Source organism: Roseateles hydrophilus (assembly GCF_026712245.1).
Taxonomy (GTDB): domain Bacteria; phylum Pseudomonadota; class Gammaproteobacteria; order Burkholderiales; family Burkholderiaceae_C; genus Pelomonas; species Pelomonas hydrophilus.
In genome coordinates this window covers 1,581,089-1,605,166 of record NZ_JAPPUY010000001.1, presented here as the reverse complement: position 1 = coordinate 1,605,166, position 24,078 = coordinate 1,581,089, and the positions used below count along the sequence as shown (strand labels likewise).

Here is a 24,078-nt window from a genome sequence, read left to right as displayed (position 1 = left end):
AAGCCGGCTCGCCGGGCGATATGCGAGCGGCTCAATGCCGCGAGCATCGCCGTCCCTCGGGGGACCGACTGGACTCGTGCGCGTTCAGCAACACGAGGCTGGGCGAGGGGTCAATCCATAGTCAAAGCGATGAACTGCGTGAACTGGGCGGCGTTGAAGTTGTTGTCCGACAGCAGGATCAGCGTGCGCTTGCCCTGGTGCAGCGGGCCGAAGGTGATGCCCTCGATGTTGTCCAGCGCCAGCGTGCTGCCGTCGTCATGGCTCAGCGTGGACAGGTCCAGCAGCAGCGTGCGGCTGACGGGCACCACGTCACGGCCCTGGATGCTGGGCCAGCCCGACACGTCGGTGGCGCCGCGCGTGTCGACGCGGTAGAGGCGGATGGTGTTGCTGGTGGTCTTGCCGTTGAGCGCCGCGACGCCGGGCGTCTGGGCGCCCACCGCGTAGGCCCGTTCGATGACGATGAACTCGGTGGCCGACAGCGCCAGCATCTCCGGCACGCCGTTGGTGGCGAAGTCGCCAGCGCGGGTCGGCGCGAAGGGCACCGGGCCGACGTCGTACACGTACTCGGCACCCGGCTTGCCGCTGTCGATGTCGAAGGACAGCATGCGCGCCCGGCTGCCATGGTTCACGGTGGCGGGCAGGCTGTCCTGGGCGAGGCCGTTCTCGCTCATGGTCCACAGCGTGCGGCCATCGGGCGTCAAGGCCACGCTCTCGAAGGCGAGGTTGTTGTGCACGCCCGTGTCGCCCTCGGCCAGGCCGCCCACGCTGCCGGTCGGGTTGAAGTAGGCCGGCACCGCGAACTCGCCGGCCGGGCGCCCGTCCAGATGGGCGCGGCGCAGCGTCGGGTTCTGCATGCCGGCGTTGCTGCGCTGGCCTTCGTTGGCCCAGTAGAGCAGCTGGCGCTTGGCGTCCAGGCGCAGGCTTTCCGGGTCGACCGCGTTGTGGGCAAAGGGCTGGCCGTTGTTGTCCTGCAGCGTGGTCATGGCGATCCAGCGCACACCGGCATGGCCGGGGTCGGCGCTGCGGCGGAACTGGGTCAGGTCGAGGGCGAATTCGTAGAAGCGGGCCGGCGCGTGTGCGCTGCGGTCGTCGCTGATGGCCAGGTAGTGGCCGCTGGCGGGCACGCGGTCGATGCTGGACAGGCCGCCCAGCGGCACGCCACGGAATTGCGCCGACGAGGGCACGATCTGCTGGCCGAGGTAGCTGAGCTTCTGGGCCTGGGCGGGCAGGGCGCCCAGCAGGGCGAAAGCAAGGGGAAGGGCGTGACGGAGCAGGGACATTGAGAGGGACAAATTCCAGGCGGGCCGAAGCATAAGCGTGCCGCGGCGCGGCGCCTGGTTCGGCCCCCGCTCAGGCGGCGCGGCGCAGGGCGCCTCGCAGGGTGTCGATGATGCGCTCGATGTGGCTGCTCTCGATGATGAGCGGTGGCGACAGCGCGATGGTGTCACCCGTCGTGCGGATCAGCAGGCCCTGGTCCCAGCAGTCCAGGAAGATGTTGAAGGCGCGCTTGGCGGGCTGGCCGTCCAGGGGCTTCAACTCGATGCCGCCGACCAGGCCGATGTTGCGCACGTCGATGACGTTGGGCTCGTCGCGCAGCGAATGCAGCGCGGCGGCGAACTCGTCCTGCATGCGCGCAGCACGGGTCAGCAGATCGCCATCGGCGTAGGTGTCCAGCGTCGCGATGCCGGCCGCACAGGCCAGCGGGTGGGCCGAGTAGGTGTAGCCGTGGAAGAACTCGATCAGGTGCTCGGGCCCGGTCATGAAGGCGTCGTGGATCTTCTGCTGCGCGAACACCGCGCCCATGGGCACGCAGCCGTTGGTGATGCCCTTGGCCACTGTCATCAGGTCCGGCGTGACGCCGAAGGTCTGGGCGCCGAAGGGGTTGCCGGTGCGGCCGAAGCCGGTGATGACCTCGTCGAAGATCAGCAGGATGCCGTGCTTGTCGCAGGTGTCGCGCAGGCGTTGCAGGTAGCCGGCCGGCGGGATCAGCACGCCGGTGGAGCCGGCCACCGGCTCGACGATGACGGCCGCGATGGTGGACGCGTCGTGCAGTTGCACCAGGCGCTCCAGGTCGTCGGCGAACTCCGCGCCGTGCGGCGGGATGCCCACCGAGAACGCGTTGCGGGCCGGGTCGTGCGTGTGGCGGATGTGGTCCACGCCGGCCAGCAGGCTGCCGAACATCTTGCGGTTGGCCACCATGCCGCCCACCGAGATGCCGCCGAAGTTGACGCCGTGGTAGCCGCGCTCGCGGCCGATCAGCCGGGTGCGGCTGGCCTCGCCGCGCACGCGGTGGTAGGCGATGGCCATCTTCAGCGCTGTCTCGACGGACTCGGAGCCGGAGTTGGTGAAGAACACGCGGTTCAGCCCGGCCGGCGTCAGCGCAGCCAGCCGCTCGGCCAGCTCGAAGGCTTTGGGGTGGCCCATCTGGAAGGGCGGTGCGAAGTCCAGCTCGGCGGCCTGCTGCTGGATGGCCTGCACGATGCGCGGGCGGTTGTGGCCGGCATTGACGCACCACAGGCCGGCGATGCCGTCCAGCACCTCGCGGCCCTTGTCGTCGCGGAAGAACATGCCGTCGGCCTGCGTCAGCAGGCGGGGCGCCTGCTTGAACTGCCGGTTGGCCGTGAACGGCATCCAGTAGGCATCCAGCTTGGAAACGTCAGCGCTCATGCGGGGCTCCTGTGCAGCGCGGGGTGGACGGGATCGAGGCCGGACGAGTCTAAGAGCTAATTTGACGGGGCCGTCAGAATTTGCCGACGTCTCAGGGTTCCCACCAGCGGCAGCAGCTGCACCAGCAGGATGCAGGCCAGCATCAGGCCGCAGCCCAGCAGGCCGGCAGCGCCCAGGCGCTCGCCCAGCAGCACGAAGCCGAAGGCGGCGGCGAACAGCGTTTCGGACGACAGGATGATGGCGGCGTCGGCCGCATGGGCGTAGCGCTGCGCGACGACCTGCGCGGTGAAGGCCACGCCCACGGACAGCACGCCCGTGTACAGGATGGGCCCGGTGGCGGCCAGCACACCGTCCCAGCGCAGCGGCTCCATCACGGCCGCCGCGCCCAGCGACAGCAGGCCGCAGACGGCGAACTGCCCGCTGGCCACGAGGAAGGGCGCGCCCATGCGATCCGCCCAGCGGCCCACCATCAGCACATGCACGGCCCACGGGATAGCCGACGCGATCACCCACAGATCCCCCAGGCCGATGCTCAGCGTGTGCGCGCCCGACAGCAGGAAGGCGCCCGCCAGGCAGCCGAACGCGGCCGGCCACACCGACCAGTGCGCCACCTGGCGCAGCAGCAGCCAGGCCAGCACCGGCACCAGCGGCACGTACACCGCCGTCAGGAAACCGGCATTGGTGACACTGGTGTACTGGATGCCGATCTGCTGCATGACTGCCCCGAGCATCATCAGCAAGCCGAGGCCTGCGATGTGCCCACCATCCAGTCGGGTCAGCGGGCGGCCTTCGCGCCCGAGGCGCCGCCATTCCATGACGGCCAGCGGCAGCACGACCAGCGAGCCCACCAGGAAGCGCACGCCGGTGAACAGCAACGGGCCCACATGGGCCATGGCCTGGTTCTGTGCGACGAAGGCCGAGCCCCAGATCAGCGCGACCAGGGTGAGGAGCAGGTTGGCCTGGATGCGGCTCATGGGGCGGTCAGCGCGGCGAGTTCCGCGTCGTCGAAGCCGGCGGCGCGGCGCGCCTCCAGGTTGAAGGGCGCGCGCAGCCGGGGTGCCTGGTGGCGCGTGGCCAGCTCGGCGTAGGTGGCGATGGGGTCCAGCCCGCGCTGCTCGCACAGGAAGCGGTACCAGCGATTGCCCGCGGCCACGTGGCCGATCTCGTCGCGCAGGATGATGTCCAGGATGGCGCCGGCTGCGTGATCGCCCGCGCCGACGAGCTTGGCGCGCACCGCGGGCGAGGCATCCAGCCCGCGTGCTTCCAGCGTGCGCGGCACCAGCGCGATGCGGGCCAGCAGGTCGTGTTTCGTCCGCTCGGCCATGTCCCACAGCGCGTTGTGCGCGTCGAAGTCGCCGTAGTCGAAGCCCAGCGTCAGCAGGTGGTTGCGCAGCAGCGTGAAGTGCGTGGCCTCCTCCTGCGCGATGCGCAGCCAGTCGCGGTAGAAGGCCTCGGGCATGCCGGGGAAGCGCCAGCAGATGTCCAGCGCCAGGTCGATGGCATTGAGCTCGATGTGGGCGATGCTGTGCACCAGCGCGGCGATGCCGGCGGGCGTGCGCATGGACGGCGGCTTGAGGCGGATGTGCTCGACCAGTTGCGGCCGGGCCGGTCGGCCGGGAATGCCGTGCGGCGCTGGGATGACGGTGTCGGTGTCCACCGGCAGGTCGGTGGGCAGCGCCAGCGTGGCGGCAGCCTTGGCGGGCGCATCGGCGGTGAGCAGGGGGCCGAGCGTGGCCAGGCGGAGATCGGACATCGCCGCAATTTTAGAATCCGCCTTTTGATGGGAGGCCCGCGATGGCGATCTACCAGCTCGACGAGCACATCCCCGACGTGGCCGACACGGCCTTTGTGGCCGACAGCGCCGAGGTCATCGGCCGCGTGACGCTGGGCGAGGACGTGAGCGTGTGGTTCAACGCCGTGCTGCGCGGCGACACCGAGGCGCTCAGCGTCGGCGCCGGCAGCAACATCCAGGACGGCTCGGTGCTGCATGCCGACACCGGCTTCCCGCTGGTCATCGGCGAGCGTGTGACGGTGGGCCACCAGGTCATGCTGCATGGCTGCACGGTGGGCGACGAGAGCCTGATCGGCATCGGCGCCGTGGTGCTGAACGGCGCCCGCATCGGCCGTCACTGCATCGTCGGTGCCGGCGCTCTGGTGACCGAGGGCAAGGAGTTTCCCGACGGCTCGCTGATCGTCGGCGCGCCCGCCAAGGCGGTGCGCGAGCTGACCGAGGCGCAGATTGCCGGGCTCAAGGCCAGTGCCGCCCATTACGTCAACAACGGCCGCCGCTACGGCGCCGGCCTGAAAAGAATCCGATGAGTGAACTCCACAAATTCCTGTTCGACGGCCTGCCGGTGCGCGGCATGCTGGTGCGCCTGACCGACGCCTGGCGCGAGGTGCTGGCGCGGCGCGAGCCCGGCCAGGACTACCCGCCCGAGTTGCGCGACCTGCTGGGCCAGATGAGCGCGGCGGCCGTGCTGATGCAGGCCAACATCAAGTTCAACGGCGCCGTGGTGCTGCAGATCTTCGGCGACGGCCCGGTCAAGCTGGCCGTGGCCGAGGTGCAGCCCGACCTGGCCTTCCGCACCACGGCCAAGTGCGTGGGCACCGTGGAACCCGGCGCGACGCTGGAGGGCATGGTCAACGTCAACGGCCAGGGCCGCTGCGCCATCACGCTGGACCCCAAGGACCGGCTGCCCGGTCAGCAGCCCTACCAGGGTGTGGTGCCACTGCATGGCGACCAGCGCGAGCCGCTGCAGAAGGTCAGCGAGGTGCTGGAGCACTACATGCTGCAGTCCGAGCAGCTGGACACCAAGCTGGTGCTGGCGGCCAACGGCGACATTGCCGCCGGCCTGCTGATCCAGCGCTTGCCGGTGGAAGGCGAGGGCAACCTGGAGGGCCGCAAGAACGAGGACGACATCGGCCTGTCGGATGCCTTTAACCGCATCAGCATCCTGGCCGGCACGTTGACGTCGGAGGAGTTGCTGACGCTGGACGCCGACACCATCCTGCGCCGCCTGTTCTGGGAGGAGACGGTGACGCGCTTCGAACCCCAGGCGCCGCGCTTCGCCTGCACCTGCTCGCGCGAGCGCGTGTCGCAGATGCTGCGCGGCCTGGGCCGCGAGGAGGTGGACAGCGTGCTGGCCGAGCGCGGCGATGTGGAGATCGGCTGCGATTTCTGTGGGCGCCATTACCGCTTCGATGCGGTGGACGTGGGCGCCTTGTTCCTGCCGGCGGGCAACCAGCCCGACGCGGGGCGCGGCACGCTGCAGTGACGGCACGGGCGCTGGGGGCGGCCGCCCTCAGCGCGCTTATCGTTGCCGCTCGCGGATGGCCCGCAGCGCGGCATCCAGCCGGCAGTCTTCGGTGCCCTGCACGGACTGCCAGGGCAGCGCATGCTGGCTCAAGGTGTCACGCAGGCGTGTGTCGATGGCCGTGCGCACGCCCGGGCCGTCGCGCATGAAGCCGTCGGCTTGCCACGGCAGGTCGGGCGCGCAGAGCAGCGTCAGGTCGCAGCGGCGCTGGAAGTCCAGCGCCTGCGCCAGCAGGCTGTCGTCGCTGAAGTAGTGCTGGCTGAACAGTGCCGTCATCAGCGGTGTGGTGTCGGCGATCAGCAGTGCATGGTGTGCCGCGCCGTGTTCGATGCGGCGCGCCTGCTCGGCGGCGATGCTGGCCTGTTCGTGCGCCTGCGGCGTCGTGCCGCGCGCCTCGCACCATTCGCGCAGGTATTCCGTGACGAGCCCCGCCCCAAGCCGGGCGGCCAGCGCGCGTGCCAGCGTGGACTTGCCGGTGCACTCGGCACCCAGCAGCGCGACGATCATGCGCGCCTCCAGGCGCGCCAGCCCATCACGCTCATCGGGATGAAGCCGGCATACAGCGCGACGGTGAGCCAGTAGCCCTTCAGGCCGAACAGCACGACGCTGGCCGCGTTGACGACGATCCACACCGGCCAGTTCTCGATGTACTTGCGCGCCAGCAGCCATTGGCCCAGCAGACTGGCGACCGTGGGGAAGGCATCCCAGTAGGGCAGGGGGCTGTCGGTGGCGTGATCCAGGAACAGGCCCAGCAGCGGCCAGGCGGCAAGCGTCAGCAGCGCGGGCGTCAGCAGCCCCTGCAGGCCCAGGCTGCGCACGGTGAGCGCGCCGCCAGCCGGCGTGCGGCCGAAGCGCCATTGCCACCAGCCCCACACGGCCAGCGCGGCGAACACCAGTTGCAGCGCGGCCTCGCCGTAGAGCTTGCCGCTCCAGAACAGCGCGAAGTACAGCAGCGAACTGACGAAGGCCAGCGGCCAGGCCAGCAGCCGCACGCGCATGTTGCAGATCACCATCCACACCGCCAGCACGAAGGCCAGCAGTTCCAGCCAGGACGCCGGGCTGCCAAAGGCGGTGAAGGCCGGCGCGAGCAGCGCGGCCCAGAGCTCGGCGAGCATCAGCGTGCCGAGACGGCGGGTGCCACCGACGCGGCGCGCGTCGGGCTCAGCGGCACGAAGACCTCGTCCGCCTTGATCATGCCCAGCTCAAAGCGGGCCTTCTCCTCGACCATCTCCAGGCCTTCGCGCAGATCGCGCAGTTCGGCCTGTAGTTGGTCGTTGCGCGCGCGCGCCTTGTCGTTGTCGGCGCGCGCAGCCGCCACCTCCTCCCGGAGGTGGGCGACATAGGGAATGCTGCCCCGGCCCACCCAGAGCTGGGCTTGGATGGCGATCAGGAAGACCGCCAGAACCAGGGCAAGGACCTTCAAGGCTTACTTCAGGTTGTAGAACGCGGCGCGGCCGGGGTACACCGCCACATCGCCCAGGTCTTCCTCGATGCGCAGCAGCTGGTTGTACTTGGCCATGCGGTCCGAGCGCGACAGCGAACCCGTCTTGATCTGGCCGGCGTTCAGGCCGACGGCGATGTCGGAGATGGTGCTGTCCTCGGTCTCGCCCGAGCGGTGCGAGATGACGGCCGTGTAGCCGGCGCGCTTGGCCATCTCGATGGCGGCGAAGGTCTCGGTCAGCGTGCCGATCTGGTTGATCTTGATCAGGATGGAGTTGGCGATGCCCTTCTCGATGCCTTCCTTCAGGATCTTGGTGTTGGTGACGAACAGGTCGTCGCCGACGATCTGCACGTTCTTGCCCAGGCGCTCGGTCAGGATCTTCCAGCCATCCCAGTCGCCTTCGGCCATGCCGTCTTCGATGGAGATGATCGGGTACTTGTCGACCCAGGTGGCCAGCATGTCGGTCCACTGCTGCGATGTCAGCGAGATACCGCCTTCGCCTTCGAGCACGTACTTGCCGTCCTTGTAGAACTCGCTGGCGGCGCAGTCCAGGCCGATGGCGATCTGCTCGCCCGCCGTGTAGCCGGCCTTGGCGATGGCGTCCAGGATCAGCTGGATGGCCGCTTCGTGGCTTTCGACGCTGGGCGCGAAGCCGCCTTCGTCACCCACGGCCGTGGAGATGCCCTTGTCGTGCAGGATCTTCTTCAGCGCGTGGAAGACCTCGGCACCCCAGCGCAGCGCTTCGCGGAAGCTCGGTGCGCCCACGGGGATGATCATCAGCTCCTGCAGGTCCAGGCTGTTGTTGGCGTGCGCGCCGCCGTTGATGACGTTCATCATCGGCACGGGCAGTTGGTTGCCGTTCATGCCGCCGAAGTAGCGGTACAGCGGCAGGCCGGACTCTTCCGCAGCGGCGCGGGCCACGGCCATCGAGACAGCCAGCATCGCGTTGGCGCCCAGGCGGCTCTTGTTCTCGGTGCCGTCCAGGTCGATCAGCGTCTTGTCCAGGAAGGCCTGCTCGGCGGCGTCCAGGCCCAGCACGGCCTCAGAGATCTCGGTGTTGATGTGCTCGACGGCCTTCAGCACGCCCTTGCCCAGGTAGCGGGCCTTGTCGCCGTCACGCAGCTCGATGGCCTCGCGCGAACCGGTGGACGCGCCCGACGGCACGGCTGCACGGCCCATGACGCCGGACTCCAGCAGCACGTCGCATTCGACGGTGGGGTTGCCGCGGCTGTCGAGGATCTCTCGGCCGACGATGTCAACGATGGCGCTCATTCTTGGGTCTCCAGGAAAGTAAAAAAACGAAGGCGGCGACAGTCTGCCAAGCAGCCGTTACCGCGTCACAACATCAGGCGGGCACGGGTGCTGCTGCGGCTTCGCATCAGCAGGAGAAATCATTCTCCAAAAGCGGCTGCTGCTTGACCACGCGATCCAGCGCGACCAACTGCTCCAGCAGCGTGCGCATGTGCTTCAGCGGCACGGCGTTGGGGCCGTCGCTGAAGGCTTCGGCCGGGTTGGGGTGGGTCTCCATGAAGAGGCCTGCCACGCCCACGCCCACGCCGGCACGGGCCAGCACCGGCACCATCTCGCGCGCGCCGCCGCTGCTGCCGCCCAGGCCGCCAGGCTTCTGCACCGAGTGGGTCACGTCGAACACGACCGGCGCGCCGGAGTTGCGCATCTCGGCCAGGCTGGTCATGTCGGCAACGAGGTTGTTGTAGCCGAAGCTGACACCGCGTTCGCAGGCCAGGAAGCGGTCCTGGGACAGGCCCACTTCCGCTGCAGCGGCGCGCGCTTTGTCGATGACGTTCTTCATGTCCCAGGGCGCGAGGAACTGGCCCTTCTTGATGTTGACCGGCTTGCCGCTCTGCGCCACGGCGCGGATGAAGTCGGTCTGGCGGCACAGGAATGCGGGCGTCTGCAGCACGTCGACGACTGCGGCGACATCCGCCACCTGGGAGGCGTCATGCACGTCGGTCAGGATGGGCAGGCCGGTCTGGCGGCGCACTTCGTCCAGGATCTTCAGGCCGGCGTCCATGCCGACGCCGCGCTTGGACGTGCCCGACGAGCGGTTGGCCTTGTCGAACGAGCCCTTGTAGATCAGCGGGATGCCCAGCGCATCGCAGGCTTCCTTCAGCCGGCCGGCGACGTCCAGCGTGATCTGCAGACCTTCGATCGAGCAAGTGCCCGCGATCAGGAAGAAGGGGCGGTCGAGACCGACCTGGTAGCCGCAGAGTTGCATCAGGATGCCTTTTGCTTGTGGTCCAGCGCGGCCTTGATGAAGGCCGCGAACAGCGGGTGGCCGCCCCAGGGCGTGGACTTGAATTCGGGGTGGAACTGCACGCCCACGTACCAAGGGTGCACGGTGCGCGGCAGCTCCACCATCTCGGTCAGCTTCTCGCGCTGCGTGATGGCCGAGATGACGAGGCCGGCCTCCTGCAGGCGGTCGAGGTAGTGCTCGTTGGCCTCGTAGCGGTGGCGGTGGCGCTCGGTGACGACCGGGCCGTAGATGTCGTGCGCCAGCGTGCCGGCCTTCACGTCGGAGCTCTGCGCGCCCAGGCGCATGGTGCCGCCGAGGTCGCTGTTCGCATCGCGCTTCTGGATGCTGCCGTCGGCGTCCTGCCACTCGTCGATCAGCGCGATGACGGGGTGGGGCGTCTCGGGTTCGAACTCGGTGGAGTTGGCGCCTTCGAGGCCGGCCATGTGGCGGGCGTACTCGATGGTGGCGACCTGCATGCCCAGGCAGATGCCCAGGTAGGGCACCTTGTGTTCGCGGGCGTACTGGGCGGCCAGGATCTTGCCTTCCACACCGCGCTTGCCGAAGCCGCCCGGCACCAGGATGGCGTCGTACTGGCCCAGGCTGGCGACCGTTTCGGGCGTCAGCGTCTCGCTGTCGACGTATTCGATCTTCACGCCAGCGTGGTTGTGGATGCCGGCGTGGCGCAGCGCCTCGTTGAGCGACTTGTACGAGTCCGACAGGTCGGTGTACTTGCCGCACATGGCGATGGTGACCTGCGTCTTGGGGTTCTCGACCTCGTACACGAGGCTGTCCCAGCGCTTCAGGTCGGCGGCCTTGGTGTTGAGCTGCAGCTTGGTGCAGATCAGCTGGTCCAGGCCCTGCTCATGCAGCACGCGCGGCACCTTGTAGATGGTGTTCACGTCCCACATCGAGATCACGCCGTACTCGGGCACGTTCGTGAACAGCGAGATCTTCTCGCGTTCGTCATCGGGGATGCGGCGGTCCGCGCGGCACAGCAGTGCGTCGGGCTGGATGCCGATCTCGCGCAGCTTCTGCACGGTGTGCTGCGTGGGCTTGGTCTTCAACTCGCCGGCAGCGGCGATCCACGGCACGTACGTCAGGTGCACGAAGGCGACGTTGGTCGGGCCCATCTTCAGGCTCATCTGGCGTGCGGCTTCGAGGAAGGGCAGGGACTCGATGTCACCCACCGTGCCGCCGATCTCGACGATGGCCACATCCACCGCGTCGGGCGTGCCGTGACCGGCGCCGCGCTTGATGAACTCCTGCATCTCGCCGGTGATGTGCGGGATGACCTGCACGGTCTTGCCGAGGTAGTCGCCGCGGCGTTCCTTCTCCAGCACCGACATGTAGATCTGGCCGGTGGTGAAGTTGTTGGCCTTCTTCATCCGCGTCGTGATGAAGCGCTCGTAGTGGCCCAGGTCCAGGTCGGTCTCGGCGCCGTCATCGGTGACGAAGACCTCGCCGTGCTGGAACGGCGACATCGTGCCGGGGTCCACGTTGATGTACGGGTCCAGCTTGATCAGGGTGACTTTGAGGCCGCGCGATTCGAGGATGGCAGCCAGGGAGGCCGACGCGATGCCCTTGCCCAAGGAGGACACCACACCGCCGGTGACGAAGACGTATTTGGTCATGTCTTGCAGCAGGCCAGAACAGCCTGCTGTGGTGGGAAATTGCGATTGTACGAGAGGCCGATGCGGCCTCGCCGTCACCGAGCTGGCGCGGCCAGCAGTTCCAGCACCAGCGCGGCCGTGGCCTCGGGCTGCTCGAAAGGGTAGAGGTGGCTGCCGTCCATCCAGCGCCAGCGCTCCCCGGCCAGCGCGCGCGACGCCGCCATGCCGGCCTGGCGCAGCTCCACCGACTCGGTGCCGCCGATGAAACCCACCGGGCACCGCGGCGGGCGCAGGCGCAGCAGCTGCGGCAGGTGGTGGGGCAGCGTGCGGTAGATCTGCGCCTCGACCTCGCGATGAAAGCGCAGCCGCACCTGGCCCTCGGCGTCCTCGAAACCGGCGGCCACGTAATCATCCAGCACGCGCGGGTCCCAGCGGGCGAAGGCCTTCTTGGCGGCGAAGTGGGCCCGCACGGCCTCACGATCGGGCCAGGTCTGCCGCCGCTCCCGGGCGATGCGGGATGGCGGGTAGCGGTGCATGAGGCCGGTGGTCTTGGCCACGGCCACGCCGGCCGCACGCAGCCCGGCGATCAGCGGCGAGTCCAGCATCACCAGGCCGCTGACCAGCTCGGGCCGGCGGCACGCTGCCATCAGGCTCAGCATGCCGCCCAGCGAATGGCCCACCAGCGCGACCTGGCCGTCGGGCTTCACATCGTTGTCGATGAAATGCAGCAGCTGGTCGCGCAAGCGGCGCCAGTCGCCGGTGACGGGGAAGCGCGGGTCGTGGCCGAAGCGGTCCAGCGCCTCGACGCGCCAGCCGGCGGCGCGCCAGTGTTCGAACAGCACGCGGTAGCAGCCCGCCGGGAAGCTGTTGGCGTGGCTGAAGATCAGGGTCTTCATGGCTTGGCGAGGGCCTTGAGCTTGTAAAGCGCTTCCAGCGCTTCGCGCGGTGACAGCGTGTCCGGGTCCACCTGGTCCAGCGCCTGCACCAGTGCGCTGGGCTCGGGCAGCGGCGGCGGGGCGGGCGGCGCGGCGAAGAGGTCGAACTGGTCGTCGGCCGCGTTCTGCCGCGCCTCCAGCGCCTCCAGCGTCGCGCGCGCCTGGCGCACCAGGCTGGCAGGCATGCCGGCCAGCTTGGCCACCTGCACGCCGTAGCTGCGGCTGGCCGGGCCGGGCTGCAGTTCGTGCAGGAACACGATGTCCTCGCCGCTTTCCACAGCCGACACGTGCCAGTTCTGCGCCAGTGGGTGCTTGGCCGGGAACTCGGTCAGCTCGAAGTAGTGCGTCGCGAACAGCGTGAAGGCGCGCGTTTTGTCGTGCAGGTGCGTGGCGATGGCCGATGCCAGCGCGAGGCCGTCGAAGGTGGATGTGCCGCGGCCGATCTCGTCCATCAGCACCAGCGACTGGTCGGTCGCCGAATGCAGGATGGCCGCGCCCTCGGTCATCTCCAGCATGAAGGTGGACTGCGCGTTGGCGAGGTCGTCCGCCGCGCCGATGCGGGTGTGGATCGCGTCCATCGGGCCCAGCCGGCAGGCCGTGGCGGGCACATAGCTGCCGATGGCGGCCAGCAGCGCAATCAGCGCCACCTGGCGCATGAAGGTGCTCTTGCCGCCCATGTTGGGGCCGGTGATGACGAGCAGCCGCGTGCGCGCGTCCAGCCTGCAGTCGTTGGGCATGAACTCGGCCCCGCCGGTCTCGGCGAGGCGGGCCTGGACGACCGGGTGGCGGCCGGCCGTGATCTCCAGGCAGGGCTGCGCCACGAACTCGGGCCGGCACCAGTTCAGCGTCAATGCGCGCTCGGCCAGCGCGGCCAGCGCGTCCAGCCCGGCCAGCGTGCGGCCCAGCGCAGTCAGCGGTTCGAGGCGGGTCATGAGGGCGTCGATCACCTGCTCGTACAGCAGCTTCTCGCGCGCCAGCGCCCGCTCGTTGGCAGACAGCGCCTTGTCCTCGAAGGCCTTCAGTTCCGGCGTGATGTAGCGCTCGGCGTTCTTCAGCGTTTGGCGGCGCTGGTAGTCCATCGGCACTTTGTCGACCTGGCCCTGCGTGACCTCGATGTAGAAGCCGTGCACGCGGTTGTACTGGACGCGCAGATTGGCGATGCCCGTGCGGGTGCGCTCGCGCGTTTCCAGGTCCAGCAGGAAGGCGTCGCAGTTGTTCTGGATGCCGCGCAGCTCGTCCAGGTCCGCATCAAAGCCGTCGGCGATGACGCCGCCGTCGCGCGGCAGCAGGGCGGGCTCCAGCGCGATGGCGCGCTCCAGCAGTTCGAGGATGTCGGCCGGCGGGTTCAGGGCGAGCGCGTTGGCGTCGCGCAGCGCGGCCGGCGTCACGGCGCGCAGCTGCGGCAGCACCTGCAGCGTCGCGCGCAGGCCGGTCAGCTCGCGCGGGCGCACCTGGCGCAGCGCGATGCGGGCGGCGATGCGCTCCACGTCGCTGATGGACTTCAGCGCGTCGCGCAGCGGCTCAAAGCCCTCGGCCTGCAGCGCGGCGATGGCGTCGTGCCGCGCGATGGCCTCGGCGCGGTCGCGCCTGGGGTGCAGCAGCCACTGGCGCAGCATGCGGCTGCCCATGCCGCTCTTGCAGGTGTCCAGCAGCGAGAAGAGCGTGGGGCTGGATTCGCCGCGCAGCGTCTGCACCAGTTCCAGGTTGCGCTGCGTGGCGGGCGGCAGGTCCAGCAGCTCGCCGCTGCGCTGCACCCGCAGGCTGCGCACATGGGCCAGCGCGCGGCCCTGCGTGTGCTCGGCAAACGCCAGCAGCGCGCTGCCGGCCGCGTGAGCGAGCGTCAGCTCATGCGCGCTGAAACCTTGCAGGCTGGCCACGCCCAGCTGCTCGCACAGCTTGCGCTGGCCCAGCGCAGCGTCGAACTGCCAGCTGGGGCGGTTGGTGACCGGGAAGCGCGCCTTCATCACGCCTGCGGGCTGCGCCTCGCGGTTCACCAGCACTTCGGCCGGCGACAGCCGCGCCAGCCAGGCCGGCAGCTCCACGTCGCTGCACTCGGCCAGCACGATCTCGCCCTGCGTCAGAGACAGCCACGCGAGGCCGTGGCGCCGGCCGTGGCCGGACACGGCCAGCAGCACGGCGTCCTGTTTATCGGCCAGCAGCTCGGTGTCGGTGATGGTGCCCGGCGTGACGACGCGCACCACCTTGCGCTCCACCGGCCCCTTGCCAGCGCCGACCTCGCCCACCTGCTCGGCAATCGCCACGGCCTCGCCCAGCTTGATCAGCTTGGCGAGGTAGCTCTCCAGCGCATGCACCGGCACGCCAGCCATGACCACCGGCTGGCCGGCGCTCTGGCCGCGGGTGGTGATGGTGATGTCCAGCAGTGCATGGCACTTGCGGGCATCGTCGTAGAAGACCTCGTAGAAATCGCCCATCCGGTACAGCAGCAGCGTGTCCGGGAAGTCCGCCTTGAGCCCGAGGTACTGGGCCATCATGGGCGTGTGGGGGGCGAGGTCAGGTGCGGTGTCGGCTTTCATGGGGCCGCGCATTATCTGGCGCCCCAAAAGCACAAGGCCCGCGACTGCGGGCCTTGTTGCTGCGACTCATGCCAGCATCCTGCATGGCGCTGGCCGTCGCCAGGCGTCCAACGGGCCGCCGGGCCTGTGCTCGATGCGTGCTCAGTCCTCAGACTTGAAAACCAGCTTGACTTCGTGCGTCTGGGCGGCGCCCGTGCCTTCGAACTTCCACTGGCTCAGCGCTTCGATGGCGGCGCGGTCGAACACGCGCTTGGGTTCGGCTTCGACGACCTCCACGCTGGAGACCTTGCCGTCACCGGCGATGCTCATCTTGGCGCGCACGCTGCCGGCACTGATGTTCTTCTTGACGGCCTCGCTGGGGTACTCCGGCGGCACCTTCTTCAGGACCTTGACGTCGGCGTGGGACAGCGAGGCGGCAGCGACGAGGGCGAGGGCAAGGGCGGAGCGAGCGAACATCATGAACCTTCTGGATTGAGTTGACTGTCTGCGGCGTCGTGCACCGCGATGGCCCGCATTCTGGCCAGCTTCCCCCCGCAGGTCAGGGGTCAGGCCGTGCACATGTCACAGCTGCATGTGCGGCGGCGCTGACCGCGTTGATCCTCGTCAATTCCGTCACGGCCGAAAACGACGAAGCCCTCGCGGGGAGGGCTTCGATGGCAGCGCCGCAAGGCGGCTTGCGTGGCGTTCAGACCGGTGCGTCGTCGCCCTTGGGCGTGGCTTGCGCATCCTTCTTGAGGCGCACGGGGCCGCGCTTCTTGGCGACCGGCGCGGGCGCCGGGCTGGCTGCGGCAGCGTCGGTGGTCGCGGCAGTGGCCGGGGCGTTGAGGTCTTCTTCCTTGATGACGCGGGTGTAAGGCGCCAGCGTTTGCACCAGCGGCGCGTAGATGCGCGGCGTGCCGGCGACAACCTCGCGCTGGTGCAGGAAGTCCGCTTCGCCGGTGAAGTTGCCCACCAAGCCGCCGGCCTCGGTGACGATCAGCGAGCCGGCCGCGACGTCCCAGGGCTGCAGGCCGGTCTCGAAGAAGGCGTCGTAGTAGCCGGCCGCGACGTAGCAGAGGTCCAGCGCGGCGGCGCCCGGGCGGCGCAGGCCGGCACATTGCTGCATGACCTCCTCGAACATCTTCACGTAGCGCTTGAAGTTGTCGCCACGGCGGAACGGGAAGCCGGTGCCGATGAGCGCGTCGCTCATCCGGGTGCGGCGCGACACGCGCAGGCGCTTGTCGTTCAGGTAGGCGCCGCGGCCCTTGGTGGCGTAGAAGAGATCGTTGCGGGTCGGGTCGTAGACGACCGCCTGCTCGACCTTGCCCCGGAACGCCAGCGCGATGGACACGCAGTACACGGGGAAGCCGTGGATGAAGTTGGTGGTGCCGTCCAGCGGATCGATGATCCAGACGTATTCGGAATGCTTGGCGCCATGCGTGCGGCCGGACTCTTCGGCCAGGATGCCGTGGTCGGGATAGGCGCCCAGCAGCGTCTCGATGATCACCCCTTCACAGGCGTGGTCGACCTCGGTGACGAAGTCGTTGGGGCTCTTAGTGTTGATGCGCAGAGCCTCCAGGTCCAGCGAGGCGCGATTCATGATGGCGCCGGCCGCGCGCGCCGCCTTGATGGCGACATTGAGCATGGGATGGAGGGACGTCTGCTGCATGCGGGGCACTCGCTGGGTAGAAGGGGCTGACAGGGGGAAAGAGCGTCGGGCGACACGGGTCGGCCCGGATAATCGCGCGATTCTAGCCGCAGACCCCGTACAAACCCGTGGAATCCACACGCTTCGTCCTCATCAACACCAGCCATGCCGGCAACGTCGGCGCGACAGCGCGGGCGATGAAGGTGATGGGCTTCTCGGACCTGGTGCTGGTGGCGCCGCGTTTTCCGGACGTGGCCTGCCACGAGGAAGCCGTGGCCATGGCCAGTGGCGCGGCGGACATCCTGGCTCGTGCTCGCGTCGTGCCGACGCTGGCCGACGCGCTGGACGGCGTGGACTACGCCTGCGCCACGGCGATGACGCCGCGCGACTTCGGGCCGCCGACGTATGAGCCGCGCCAGCTGTTCGCCGAGCTGGCCGCGCGCGAGGCGCCGCCGCGGCTGGCGCTGCTGTTCGGCTCCGAGCGCTACGGCATGGCCAACGAGGACGTCTACCGCTGCCACGCCGTGCTGAGCATTCCCACACACCCGGACTACGGCTCGTTGAACCTGTCGCAGGCGGTGCAACTGCTGGCCTACGACCTGCGCCAGGCCGTCGGCGGCTTTGCGGTGGCGGCCCGTACACCCGACCCCGAGCGCGCCGACGCGCGCGCCGTGCAAGGCCTGCTCGATCACCTGCAGACGGCGCTGGTCGACATCGGCTACCTCGACCCCGCCGCGCCGCGCAAGCTGATGCCGCGCCTGAACCAGCTGTTCAACCGTGCGGGTCTGACCAACGAGGAGGTGCACATTCTGCGCGGCATCGCGCGGCAGATGAGCAAGACCTCAGCGGGGGCGGGCCCAAGCTAGGGCTCCTACACTGGCGCGCCTTTCCCTTCCTGGTCGCACCATGTTCCAGCGCCTGCGCGAAGACATCGCCCTCATCCTGCAACGCGACCCGGCTGCCCGGTCGACCTGGGAGGTGCTGACCTGCTACCCCGGCCTGCATGCGCTGATGTTCCATCGCCGTGCCAACTGGCTGTGGCGCAATGGTTTCAAGTGGCTGGCGCGCTGGGTGTCCCACTGGAGCCGCTTCCTGACGGGCATCGAGATCCACCCCGGCGCCAAGATCGGCCGCAAGGTCTTCATCGACCACGGCATGGGCATCGTCATCGGCGAGATGGCCGAGATCGGCGAGGGCTGCACGATCTACCAGGGCGTGACGCTGGGCGGCACCTCGCTCGTCAAGGGCGCCAAGCGCCACCCGACGCTGGGTCCGGGCGTCATCGTCGGCGCCAATGCCTGCGTGCTGGGCGGCTTCACGGTGGGCGCCGGTGCGCGCATCGGCTCGGGTGCGGTCGTCACCAAGCCGGTGCCAGCTGGTGCCACCGCCGTGGGAAACCCGGCCCGCATCATCGAGGCCGCCAGCGACCAGGCGCGCGAGGAAGCCGCGGCGCGCATGGGCTTCTCGGCGTACGGCGTGGCGCATGGCGACGACCCGATGGCGCAGGCCATGCGTGGCCTCATCGACAGCGCCTCGGGCCATGAGCACCAGATCGCGCTGCTGTGGGGCGCCGTGTGCAAGCTGTCGGCGGAGTTGGGCAAGCCGGTCAGCGACTGCGTGCCCTGCGATGCGCAGCGCGACGAGGCCTTCGACGCGGCTGAGATGAATCGCCTGGTCAAGTAGCAGCCGCCTCCGGGCCGCCACCGCTTCAGGCGTCGCGCGGCCTGCAGCAGAATCGCGGCTTCCGGCGCTGGCGGCGCCTGCTCAGACAGGGTGGTTCTTGGTCGCGTGTGCTTCCCGATCGCGGTGGGCTGGCGCCTGGTGGCGGCGGCTGATGTGGCTGCTGCTCATGGTCTGCGCGGCGGCGACTGCCGCGCCCGGGCATGGCCGGCTGGGGGACATCACCTTCCAGCATGTGGGCCAGGATCAGGGCCTGCCCAACGCGATTGCCTCGGCGCTGGTGGAGGACGGCCAGGGCTTTTTGTGGATAGGCAGCCCGGGCGGCCTGTCGCGCTGGGATGGCTATCGTTTCAAGGTCTACCTGGCGGATCCGCAGCGAGCCGGTGCCTTGCCCGACAACTACATCCAGGCGCTGCATGGCGACGCGCGCGGGCGCCTGTGGGTGGGCACGACCTCGGCCGGCCTGCTGCGCCACGACCCTGCGACCGACCGCTTCATCGGCCTGCCAGTGGGCGGCGAGCAGGGCCTGAGCCATGTCAGCGTGCGCCAGGTGCTGGACGATGGCGATGGCGGGCTGTGGGTGGTGACGGATGGCGGCCTGGACCGCCTGGCGCCCGACAGCGGCCGCATCGAGCGCGCGAGCCGGGGCTGGGCCGCAGCGGCCGGGCCGCAGGTGCGCGTGCTGCTGCGTGGCCGTGACGGCGTGTTGTGGCTGGGCAGTGCCGCCGGGCTGTTCCGCCGGCCGCCCGGGGCGGCGGCGCTGGTGCCGGTGCCGCTGCTGGGGAGCGTGAACGTGCAGCCCGAGGTGCTGCGTCAGGACGCCGCCGGCCGCATCTGGGTGGGCAGCCTGCAGCACGGCGTGTTCGTGCTGGGCGACGAAGGGCGCGCGCCGGCCGTGTCATTGCGCGAACAGCGCACGCCGGACGGCATGGACCTGCTGGCCAGCAGCCAGGTGGTGGGCCTGGCGGAGGTGAACCCCGGCGAGATGTGGGTGGCCACGCAAGGGCAGGGCCTGGTGGCCGTGGGGCCAGAGCCCGGCCGCACGCGCCGCATCCGCCATGTGCCGGGCTGGTCCATGAGCCTGGCCGACAACGCCGTGCGCGCGCTGTACCGGGACCGCGCCGGGCTCGTCTGGGTGGCCACCAACCGCGGCCTGAGCCGCTGCGACCCGAGGCAGGGTGCGGTGCTGACCCGCTTCGGTCTGGCGCCCGATGGCGCCGATGCCTTCGACGCCCGCAAGGCGGGCACCGAGATCAGCTGGATCCAGCCCATGCCGGACGGGCGACTGTGGCTGGGCACGCACAAGAGCGGTATTGAAATGCTGGATGCCGACGGTGTGCGTGTCGGCGCCTTGCGGCCCGACGCCACGCGGCCTGCGTCGGCCTTGCCGCCGGACATCGTGCTGACGATGGCACCGGCCGCTGACGGCACGGTCTACATCGGCACCAAGCGCGGGCTGTACCGTGCCGACGCGGCCGGCGGCGCGGTGCGGCGCGTGACCATCGCCGGGCGCGACCCGGCTGCTTCCGTCTGGGCGCTGCTGGCGGACGGCCAGGACCTGTGGATAGGCGGGCAGGCCGATGGCCTGTGGCGGCTGGACGTGGCGCGCGGGCAGGGTGGGCCGGTTGCGATTGCAGCGCCCGGGCTGAGCGACCAGCGCGTGACCGCGCTGATGCGCGCCGAGCGCGCGCCAGGTGTGCTGTGGGTGGGCACGCGCAACGGCCTGAACCGGGTCGAGCTGGCCAGTGGCGCCGTGCAGGCCTGGCGGCCGGGGGCGCCTGGCGCCTATCGCGTGTCGGCGGGTTTCATCACGGCGCTGCTGACCGACGAGCGGGGCCGCATCTGGGTGGGCAGCTACGGCGGCGGCATCGACATCCTGGGCCCGCAGGGCGCGGTGCGACTGGGCCTGGCGCAGGGGTTGCCTGACCCCACGGTCAACGCGCTGCTGCGCGACCTGCAGGGGCGCGTCTGGGCCAGCACCGACAACGGCCTGGCCCGCGTCGACCCGCACACGCATGTCGTGCTGCCTTTGCGCCGCGCGGAGGGCGTGGTGTTCCCGACCTACTGGACGGGAGCGGCCGCGCGCACCGAGCGGGGCGAGCTGCTGTTTGGCGGCGCCGGGGGCATGACCGTGGTGCAGCCGGCGCGGCTGCAGCCGTGGACCTACCGGCCCGGTGTGCTGCTCAGCGACGTGAAGCTGGGCGGCCAGCCACTGCCGGTGGGGGCGGCGTGGGGCGGGCTGACCGTGAGGCCCGATGCCAACAGCCTCGCGGTGGAGTTCGCGTCGACCGACTTCTCTGCACCGGAGCGCAACCGTTTTGCCTACATGCTCGAAGGCTACGACCGGCAGTGGCAGAACACCGATGCGTCGCGCCGGCTTGCCGCCTACGCCAACCTGCCGCCTGGCGACTACCGGCTGCATTTGCGTGCGTCCAGCCGCGACGGACGCTGGGGCCAGCACGACCTGACCCTGCCGGTGCGCGTGCTGCCGGCGTGGCACCAGACCTGGTGGTTCCGTGCCGTGCTGGCGAGCGGTGTGGTGGTGCTGATGCTGGCGGCCATCCGGACGCGCACGCGCCTGTTGCAGGGGCGGCAGCGCGAGCTGGAGGCCAAGGTGCGCCAGCGCACGGCCGAGCTGGAGAGTCTGCATGCCGAGTTGCAGCGCCAGTCGGCGCTGCTGCGGAAGAGCAGCGTCACCGACCCGCTGACCGGGCTGCACAACCGCCGCTTTCTGGCCGACCACATCGAGCAGGACCTGGCCGCCTGCCAGCGCCGCGCGCAGGAGACCCTGGCGGCCGGCGGCCAGCCGCTGGACACCGACAGCGTGTTCCTGCTGGTGGACGTGGACGGCTTCAAGCGCATCAACGACCGCTACGGGCACGCGGCCGGGGACGCGGTGCTGGTGCAGATCGGCGTGCGGCTGCGCGACGTGCTGCGCGAGTCGGACTACCTGGTGCGCTGGGGCGGCGAGGAGTTCCTGGCCGTGGCGCGCGACACCGACCGCGCGCGCGCGGCGGAGTTGGCCGAGCGCATGCGTGCGGTGGTGGCGGCAACGCCTTTCACGCTGGAGGACGGCCTGCGCATTGCCGTGACCTGCTCCATCGGGTATGCCAGCGCGCCCTTTGAGCCGGAGCGCCCCCAGGCGCGCAGCTGGCAGGAGGTGGTGAAGCTGGCCGACCTGGGCCTGTACGCCGCCAAGCGTGCAGGCCGTGATGGCTGGGTGGGCGTTCATGCCGCCGCGGGGCGGGGCGCGCTCGGCGAGCGCGTGGTGGGCGGCCTGGGCCTGAGCAGCAACCGTCCGCTGGACGAGGTGGCTGCGGTCTTGGCATCGCCCGCGGCGCCCGGGGCTAGCGCTGAGCGCTCTTGGGCCTGAAGGCCTTGCAGACCTCGTCGCGCGTGACCAGGTAGGGCCCGCCAATCAGGTCGATGCAGTAGGGCACGGCGGCAAAGATGCCGCTGGCGTTGGCGTGCCCCGCCAGGGTTTCAGCGATGGCCTTGGGCTGGCCGGGCAGGTTGATGATGAGGGCCTGCTTGCGGATGACGGCCACCTGGCGCGACAGGATGGCCGTCGGCACGAAGTGCAGGGAGATCTGGCGCATCTGCTCGCCGAAGCCCGGCATCTCGCGGTCGGCCACGGCCAGCGTGGCCTCGGGCGTCACGTCGCGCGGCGCGGGGCCGGTGCCGCCGGTGGTCAGCACCAGATGGCAGCCTTCGATGTCGACCAGCTCCACCAGCGTGGCCGAGATGCCGGCCTGCTCGTCAGGGATCAGGCGCGGCACGAACTCGATCGGGTTGCGCAGTGCGCTCGTCAACCAGGCCTGCAGCGCCGGCAGGCCCTTGTCCTCGTAGACGCCGCTGGAAGCGCGGTCGCTGATGGAGACGATGCCGATGCGGACGGCGTCAGCGGCCGGCTCAGTCATCGGCGTCGTCGTCCTGGTCGGCTGCGGCCTGCGGCGCTTCGGACGCCTTGATGAACTGGAACAGCTCGCGGAACGCGCGGCCGCTGCGCTTCTCAGGCACGTTGGCGGCGTCCTTGCGGGCGGCGCGCACGAGGTTGCGCAGCTGCTGGATGTCGACGTCGGCGTGCTCGTTCAGGAACTCCTGCAGCGCGTCGTCGCTGGCCAGCAGGCGCTCGCGCCAGCGCTCGGACTGGTGCAGCTTGAGGCTGTCCTGCGCATGGCCCAGCTTGAAGGCGGCCACGGCCTCGCGCACGGGCTCGGGGTCGATCTTGCGCATCAGCTTGCCGATGTACTGCATCTGGCGGCGGCGGCCTTCGAAGTTGGTGATCTTCTTGCAGGCCTTCAGCGCGTCGTACAGGATCTCCGGCAGCGCCAGCGGCTCCCAGCGGCTCTCGGGCAGGGCCAGCAGGTCTTCGCCCAGCTTCTGCAGCGCGGTCATGTCGCGCTTCATCTGGGACTTGCTGGGGCGGTCGAAGCCATCATCGGCTTCGAAGTCGGGGGTGTCTTCTTGCATGGGGGGCCGTGTTCAGGCGAGGCCTAGGATTGTCGCCCACCCCGAAACGGCCGCCTCATGTCGACAGCCCTGCGCCTTGTGCTTGCCTGCACCGTGTTCGTGAGCGCTGCCCAGGCGGCGCCGCAAGGGCGCGTCTGCGCGCAGCAGGCCGGCGCTGGCGAGCGGCGGGCCGCGGTCGAGCACGGCGTGATGCCCAGCGTGGTGTTCGAGGGCGAAACGCAGGCGCAACCCCTGAGCGAGCGCATGGCTGCTCAGCAGGTGCCGGGCCTGGCCGTGGCGGTGCTGCGCGGCGGCGTGCTGGACTGGTCGGCCGTCTATGGCCGGCGCGCGGCGGACCGACCGGCGGTGTCCTGCACCACGCGCTTCCAGGCCGGTTCGCTGGCCAAGCCGGTCACCCTGCTGGCGGCGCTGCGCCTGGCCGACGCCGGGCGGCTCGACTGGGACCGCGATGTCGCCAAGCAGCTGCGCAGCGTGCAGCTGCCGCCGGGCCGGCAGAGTGCCGAGCATCCGGTGACGCTGCGCCAGTTGTTCGCTCACACGGCGGGCATCACGCCGGGCGGCTATCCCGGCTATGCGCAGGGCGGCCCTGTGCCGTCGCTGGCCGACATCGTCGCCGGAACGGGCGGCAGCAACACGCCGCGTGCCGAGGTGCTGGACGTGCCGGGAGCGAACCTGCGCTACTCCGGGGGCGGCTACTCGCTGGCGCAGCTCGTGCTGCAGGACACGCAGGGCCTGGCCTTCGAGCCGCTGATGCGACGCTGGTTGTTCGAGCCGGCCCGGCTGCGCACGGCCAGCTTCGCCTTGCAGGCCGCAGGCGCCGATGTGGCCGAGGGCCATGCCGAGGACGGCACGCGGGTGCCGGGCGGCTGGCTGCACCTGCCGGAGAGCGCCGCTGCGGGGCTGTGGTCCGACGCGGGCGACCTGGGGGCGCTGCTCTCCGAGATCTGGCGCGGCTATCACGGCCGCAGCGCCGTGTTCCGCCAGGCCAGCCTGCGTGCGCTGTTCGATGCGCCACCCGTGCACGGCCATGCCTACGGCTTTCGCTTGGTGGGCGAGGGCCGTGCGCAAGTGCTCGTCCACTACGGCGGCACGCGCGGCTACAACGCCGGCCTGGTGCTGAACCTGCAGACCGGCGACGGCGCGGTCTACCTGGCCAACGGCGAGGGCGGCCGCGCGCTGGGCCATGAGCTGCTGGTGGCGGTGTCGCGCACCTACGGCTGGGGGCAGTTCCACGACACGCGGGTGCGCCGTGCTCACTTGACCGCGGACGAGGTCCAGGGCTTGGCCGGGCGCTACGCGTTCGGGGCGTCGGGGCCGCGCGTGCTCGTCGAGCAGGCGCAGGCGGCGCTGACGCTGGTCTTCCCCAACGGCGACCGCTATGGGCTGACGCCCATCGAGGCGCCCGAGCCGCTGCAGTTCATCCACGCCGGCAGCGGCGTGCGCGCCGGCTTCCAGCGCGGTGCGGAGGGCGCCGTCACGCTGCAGCTGTACGGCCAGCAGGGCGTTCGCGAGGCCGGCAGCAGCCCCTGACGGGGCGCGCCCT

The 24,078-nt window shown here is 70.1% G+C and carries 22 protein-coding genes; 6 read left to right on the top strand and 16 right to left on the bottom strand.

The window, feature by feature from the left end; translation table 11 throughout:
* Nucleotides 1-110: 110 nt before the first annotated feature.
* The 4 genes from NYO99_RS07020 to NYO99_RS07005 all read right to left on the bottom strand — a co-directional run bounded on the left by NYO99_RS07020 (nucleotide 111) and on the right by NYO99_RS07005 (nucleotide 4,420).
* Nucleotides 111-1,280 (bottom strand): esterase-like activity of phytase family protein, encoded by a 1,170-nt coding sequence (locus NYO99_RS07020; RefSeq protein ID WP_268166388.1) that lies wholly within the window; start codon nucleotides 1,278-1,280, stop codon nucleotides 111-113.
* A gap of 70 nt (nucleotides 1,281-1,350) precedes the next feature.
* Nucleotides 1,351-2,667, bottom strand: a complete 1,317-nt coding sequence (aptA, locus tag NYO99_RS07015) for an omega-aminotransferase AptA (RefSeq protein ID WP_268166387.1) — start codon at nucleotides 2,665-2,667, stop codon at nucleotides 1,351-1,353.
* A gap of 56 nt (nucleotides 2,668-2,723) precedes the next feature.
* Nucleotides 2,724-3,641 carry a DMT family transporter gene (locus tag NYO99_RS07010; protein ID WP_268166386.1) on the bottom strand — a complete coding sequence of 306 codons (918 nt, stop codon included), beginning with the start codon at nucleotides 3,639-3,641 and terminating at the stop codon, nucleotides 2,724-2,726.
* A complete protein-coding gene (locus tag NYO99_RS07005) occupies nucleotides 3,638-4,420 on the bottom strand; it encodes a ferritin-like domain-containing protein (RefSeq protein WP_268166385.1) in 783 nt (260 codons plus the stop codon). The genes NYO99_RS07010 and NYO99_RS07005 overlap by 4 nt, the downstream gene beginning before the upstream one ends.
* A gap of 41 nt (nucleotides 4,421-4,461) precedes the next feature.
* Here NYO99_RS07005 and NYO99_RS07000 point away from each other — a divergent pair, with 41 nt between their 5' ends.
* A complete protein-coding gene (locus NYO99_RS07000; RefSeq protein WP_268166384.1) occupies nucleotides 4,462-4,986 on the top strand; it encodes a gamma carbonic anhydrase family protein in 525 nt (174 codons plus the stop codon).
* Complete coding sequence (gene hslO / locus NYO99_RS06995; protein ID WP_268166383.1) at nucleotides 4,983-5,942, top strand: Hsp33 family molecular chaperone HslO; 960 nt, start codon at nucleotides 4,983-4,985, stop codon at nucleotides 5,940-5,942. Before NYO99_RS07000 ends, hslO begins: the two co-directional genes overlap by 4 nt.
* A 36-nt stretch (nucleotides 5,943-5,978) precedes the next feature.
* Here the strand turns inward: hslO and NYO99_RS06990 are convergent, their stop codons facing one another.
* The 10 genes from NYO99_RS06990 to NYO99_RS06945 all read right to left on the bottom strand — a co-directional run bounded on the left by NYO99_RS06990 (nucleotide 5,979) and on the right by NYO99_RS06945 (nucleotide 16,403).
* Complete coding sequence (locus NYO99_RS06990; RefSeq protein WP_268166382.1) at nucleotides 5,979-6,488, bottom strand: ATP-binding protein; 510 nt, start codon at nucleotides 6,486-6,488, stop codon at nucleotides 5,979-5,981.
* Complete coding sequence (gene pnuC / locus NYO99_RS06985; RefSeq protein WP_268166381.1) at nucleotides 6,485-7,096, bottom strand: nicotinamide riboside transporter PnuC; 612 nt, start codon at nucleotides 7,094-7,096, stop codon at nucleotides 6,485-6,487. Before pnuC ends, NYO99_RS06990 begins: the two co-directional genes overlap by 4 nt.
* Nucleotides 7,096-7,404, bottom strand: coding sequence for a septum formation initiator family protein (locus NYO99_RS06980; RefSeq protein WP_268166380.1), 309 nt, complete (start codon nucleotides 7,402-7,404; stop codon nucleotides 7,096-7,098). The genes pnuC and NYO99_RS06980 overlap by 1 nt, the downstream gene beginning before the upstream one ends.
* A gap of 3 nt (nucleotides 7,405-7,407) precedes the next feature.
* A complete protein-coding gene (gene eno / locus NYO99_RS06975) occupies nucleotides 7,408-8,694 on the bottom strand; it encodes a phosphopyruvate hydratase (protein WP_268166379.1) in 1,287 nt (428 codons plus the stop codon).
* Between the two features lie 106 nt (nucleotides 8,695-8,800).
* Nucleotides 8,801-9,658: a 3-deoxy-8-phosphooctulonate synthase gene (gene kdsA, locus NYO99_RS06970; protein ID WP_268166378.1), complete on the bottom strand. Its 858-nt coding sequence runs from the start codon at nucleotides 9,656-9,658 to the stop codon at nucleotides 8,801-8,803.
* The gene (locus tag NYO99_RS06965) at nucleotides 9,658-11,307 is read right to left on the bottom strand and encodes a CTP synthase (protein ID WP_268166376.1); all 1,650 of its coding nucleotides are present in this window, start codon (nucleotides 11,305-11,307) and stop codon (nucleotides 9,658-9,660) included. The genes kdsA and NYO99_RS06965 overlap by 1 nt, the downstream gene beginning before the upstream one ends.
* A gap of 74 nt (nucleotides 11,308-11,381) precedes the next feature.
* Nucleotides 11,382-12,182 (bottom strand): alpha/beta fold hydrolase, encoded by an 801-nt coding sequence (locus NYO99_RS06960; protein ID WP_268166375.1) that lies wholly within the window; start codon nucleotides 12,180-12,182, stop codon nucleotides 11,382-11,384.
* Nucleotides 12,179-14,755, bottom strand: a complete 2,577-nt coding sequence (gene mutS, locus NYO99_RS06955) for a DNA mismatch repair protein MutS (protein WP_268166374.1) — start codon at nucleotides 14,753-14,755, stop codon at nucleotides 12,179-12,181. The genes NYO99_RS06960 and mutS overlap by 4 nt, the downstream gene beginning before the upstream one ends.
* Before the next feature lie 141 nt (nucleotides 14,756-14,896).
* Nucleotides 14,897-15,211 (bottom strand): energy transducer TonB, encoded by a 315-nt coding sequence (locus tag NYO99_RS06950; RefSeq protein WP_268166373.1) that lies wholly within the window; start codon nucleotides 15,209-15,211, stop codon nucleotides 14,897-14,899.
* A gap of 229 nt (nucleotides 15,212-15,440) precedes the next feature.
* Nucleotides 15,441-16,403 carry an inositol monophosphatase family protein gene (locus NYO99_RS06945; RefSeq protein ID WP_268166372.1) on the bottom strand — a complete coding sequence of 321 codons (963 nt, stop codon included), beginning with the start codon at nucleotides 16,401-16,403 and terminating at the stop codon, nucleotides 15,441-15,443.
* 107 nt (nucleotides 16,404-16,510) lie between these two features.
* On the opposite strand from NYO99_RS06945, the gene NYO99_RS06940 reads away from it, so the two are divergent.
* From NYO99_RS06940 to NYO99_RS06930, 3 genes are all read left to right on the top strand, one after another.
* Nucleotides 16,511-17,248 carry an RNA methyltransferase gene (locus NYO99_RS06940; RefSeq protein WP_268166371.1) on the top strand — a complete coding sequence of 246 codons (738 nt, stop codon included), beginning with the start codon at nucleotides 16,511-16,513 and terminating at the stop codon, nucleotides 17,246-17,248.
* A 40-nt stretch (nucleotides 17,249-17,288) separates the two neighbouring features.
* Nucleotides 17,289-18,065: a serine O-acetyltransferase gene (gene cysE, locus NYO99_RS06935; RefSeq protein WP_268166370.1), complete on the top strand. Its 777-nt coding sequence runs from the start codon at nucleotides 17,289-17,291 to the stop codon at nucleotides 18,063-18,065.
* 151 nt (nucleotides 18,066-18,216) lie between these two features.
* Nucleotides 18,217-21,435, top strand: coding sequence for a ligand-binding sensor domain-containing diguanylate cyclase (locus tag NYO99_RS06930; RefSeq protein WP_268166369.1), 3,219 nt, complete (start codon nucleotides 18,217-18,219; stop codon nucleotides 21,433-21,435).
* On the opposite strand, the gene mog is transcribed toward NYO99_RS06930, so the two are convergent.
* The gene (mog, locus tag NYO99_RS06925; protein ID WP_268166368.1) at nucleotides 21,410-21,982 is read right to left on the bottom strand and encodes a molybdopterin adenylyltransferase; all 573 of its coding nucleotides are present in this window, start codon (nucleotides 21,980-21,982) and stop codon (nucleotides 21,410-21,412) included. The genes NYO99_RS06930 and mog overlap by 26 nt on opposite strands.
* Nucleotides 21,975-22,535, bottom strand: a complete 561-nt coding sequence (yjgA, locus tag NYO99_RS06920) for a ribosome biogenesis factor YjgA (RefSeq protein ID WP_268166367.1) — start codon at nucleotides 22,533-22,535, stop codon at nucleotides 21,975-21,977. The genes mog and yjgA overlap by 8 nt, the downstream gene beginning before the upstream one ends.
* A gap of 57 nt (nucleotides 22,536-22,592) precedes the next feature.
* Between yjgA and NYO99_RS06915 the strand changes: the two genes are divergently transcribed.
* Nucleotides 22,593-24,065: a serine hydrolase domain-containing protein gene (locus NYO99_RS06915; protein WP_268166366.1), complete on the top strand. Its 1,473-nt coding sequence runs from the start codon at nucleotides 22,593-22,595 to the stop codon at nucleotides 24,063-24,065.
* The last annotated feature ends 13 nt before the right edge of the window (nucleotides 24,066-24,078 follow it).

Coding starts and splice junctions, on each gene's coding strand:
- pnuC (WP_268166381.1), bottom strand. CDS start 7,096: ATGCTCGCCGAGCTCTGGGCCGCGCTGCTCGCGCCGGCCTTCACCGCC.
- kdsA (WP_268166378.1), bottom strand. CDS start 9,658: ATGCAACTCTGCGGCTACCAGGTCGGTCTCGACCGCCCCTTCTTCCTG.
- yjgA (WP_268166367.1), bottom strand. CDS start 22,535: ATGCAAGAAGACACCCCCGACTTCGAAGCCGATGATGGCTTCGACCGC.
- NYO99_RS06950 (WP_268166373.1), bottom strand. CDS start 15,211: ATGTTCGCTCGCTCCGCCCTTGCCCTCGCCCTCGTCGCTGCCGCCTCG.
- mutS (WP_268166374.1), bottom strand. CDS start 14,755: ATGAAAGCCGACACCGCACCTGACCTCGCCCCCCACACGCCCATGATG.
- NYO99_RS06965 (WP_268166376.1), bottom strand. CDS start 11,307: ATGACCAAATACGTCTTCGTCACCGGCGGTGTGGTGTCCTCCTTGGGC.
- NYO99_RS07020 (WP_268166388.1), bottom strand. CDS start 1,280: ATGTCCCTGCTCCGTCACGCCCTTCCCCTTGCTTTCGCCCTGCTGGGC.
- NYO99_RS06960 (WP_268166375.1), bottom strand. CDS start 12,182: ATGAAGACCCTGATCTTCAGCCACGCCAACAGCTTCCCGGCGGGCTGC.
- NYO99_RS06915 (WP_268166366.1), top strand. CDS start 22,593: ATGTCGACAGCCCTGCGCCTTGTGCTTGCCTGCACCGTGTTCGTGAGC.
- NYO99_RS06945 (WP_268166372.1), bottom strand. CDS start 16,403: ATGCAGCAGACGTCCCTCCATCCCATGCTCAATGTCGCCATCAAGGCG.
- NYO99_RS06930 (WP_268166369.1), top strand. CDS start 18,217: ATGTGGCTGCTGCTCATGGTCTGCGCGGCGGCGACTGCCGCGCCCGGG.
- NYO99_RS07010 (WP_268166386.1), bottom strand. CDS start 3,641: ATGAGCCGCATCCAGGCCAACCTGCTCCTCACCCTGGTCGCGCTGATC.
- eno (WP_268166379.1), bottom strand. CDS start 8,694: ATGAGCGCCATCGTTGACATCGTCGGCCGAGAGATCCTCGACAGCCGC.
- hslO (WP_268166383.1), top strand. CDS start 4,983: ATGAGTGAACTCCACAAATTCCTGTTCGACGGCCTGCCGGTGCGCGGC.
- aptA (WP_268166387.1), bottom strand. CDS start 2,667: ATGAGCGCTGACGTTTCCAAGCTGGATGCCTACTGGATGCCGTTCACG.
- NYO99_RS06990 (WP_268166382.1), bottom strand. CDS start 6,488: ATGATCGTCGCGCTGCTGGGTGCCGAGTGCACCGGCAAGTCCACGCTG.
- NYO99_RS07000 (WP_268166384.1), top strand. CDS start 4,462: ATGGCGATCTACCAGCTCGACGAGCACATCCCCGACGTGGCCGACACG.
- NYO99_RS07005 (WP_268166385.1), bottom strand. CDS start 4,420: ATGTCCGATCTCCGCCTGGCCACGCTCGGCCCCCTGCTCACCGCCGAT.
- cysE (WP_268166370.1), top strand. CDS start 17,289: ATGTTCCAGCGCCTGCGCGAAGACATCGCCCTCATCCTGCAACGCGAC.
- mog (WP_268166368.1), bottom strand. CDS start 21,982: ATGACTGAGCCGGCCGCTGACGCCGTCCGCATCGGCATCGTCTCCATC.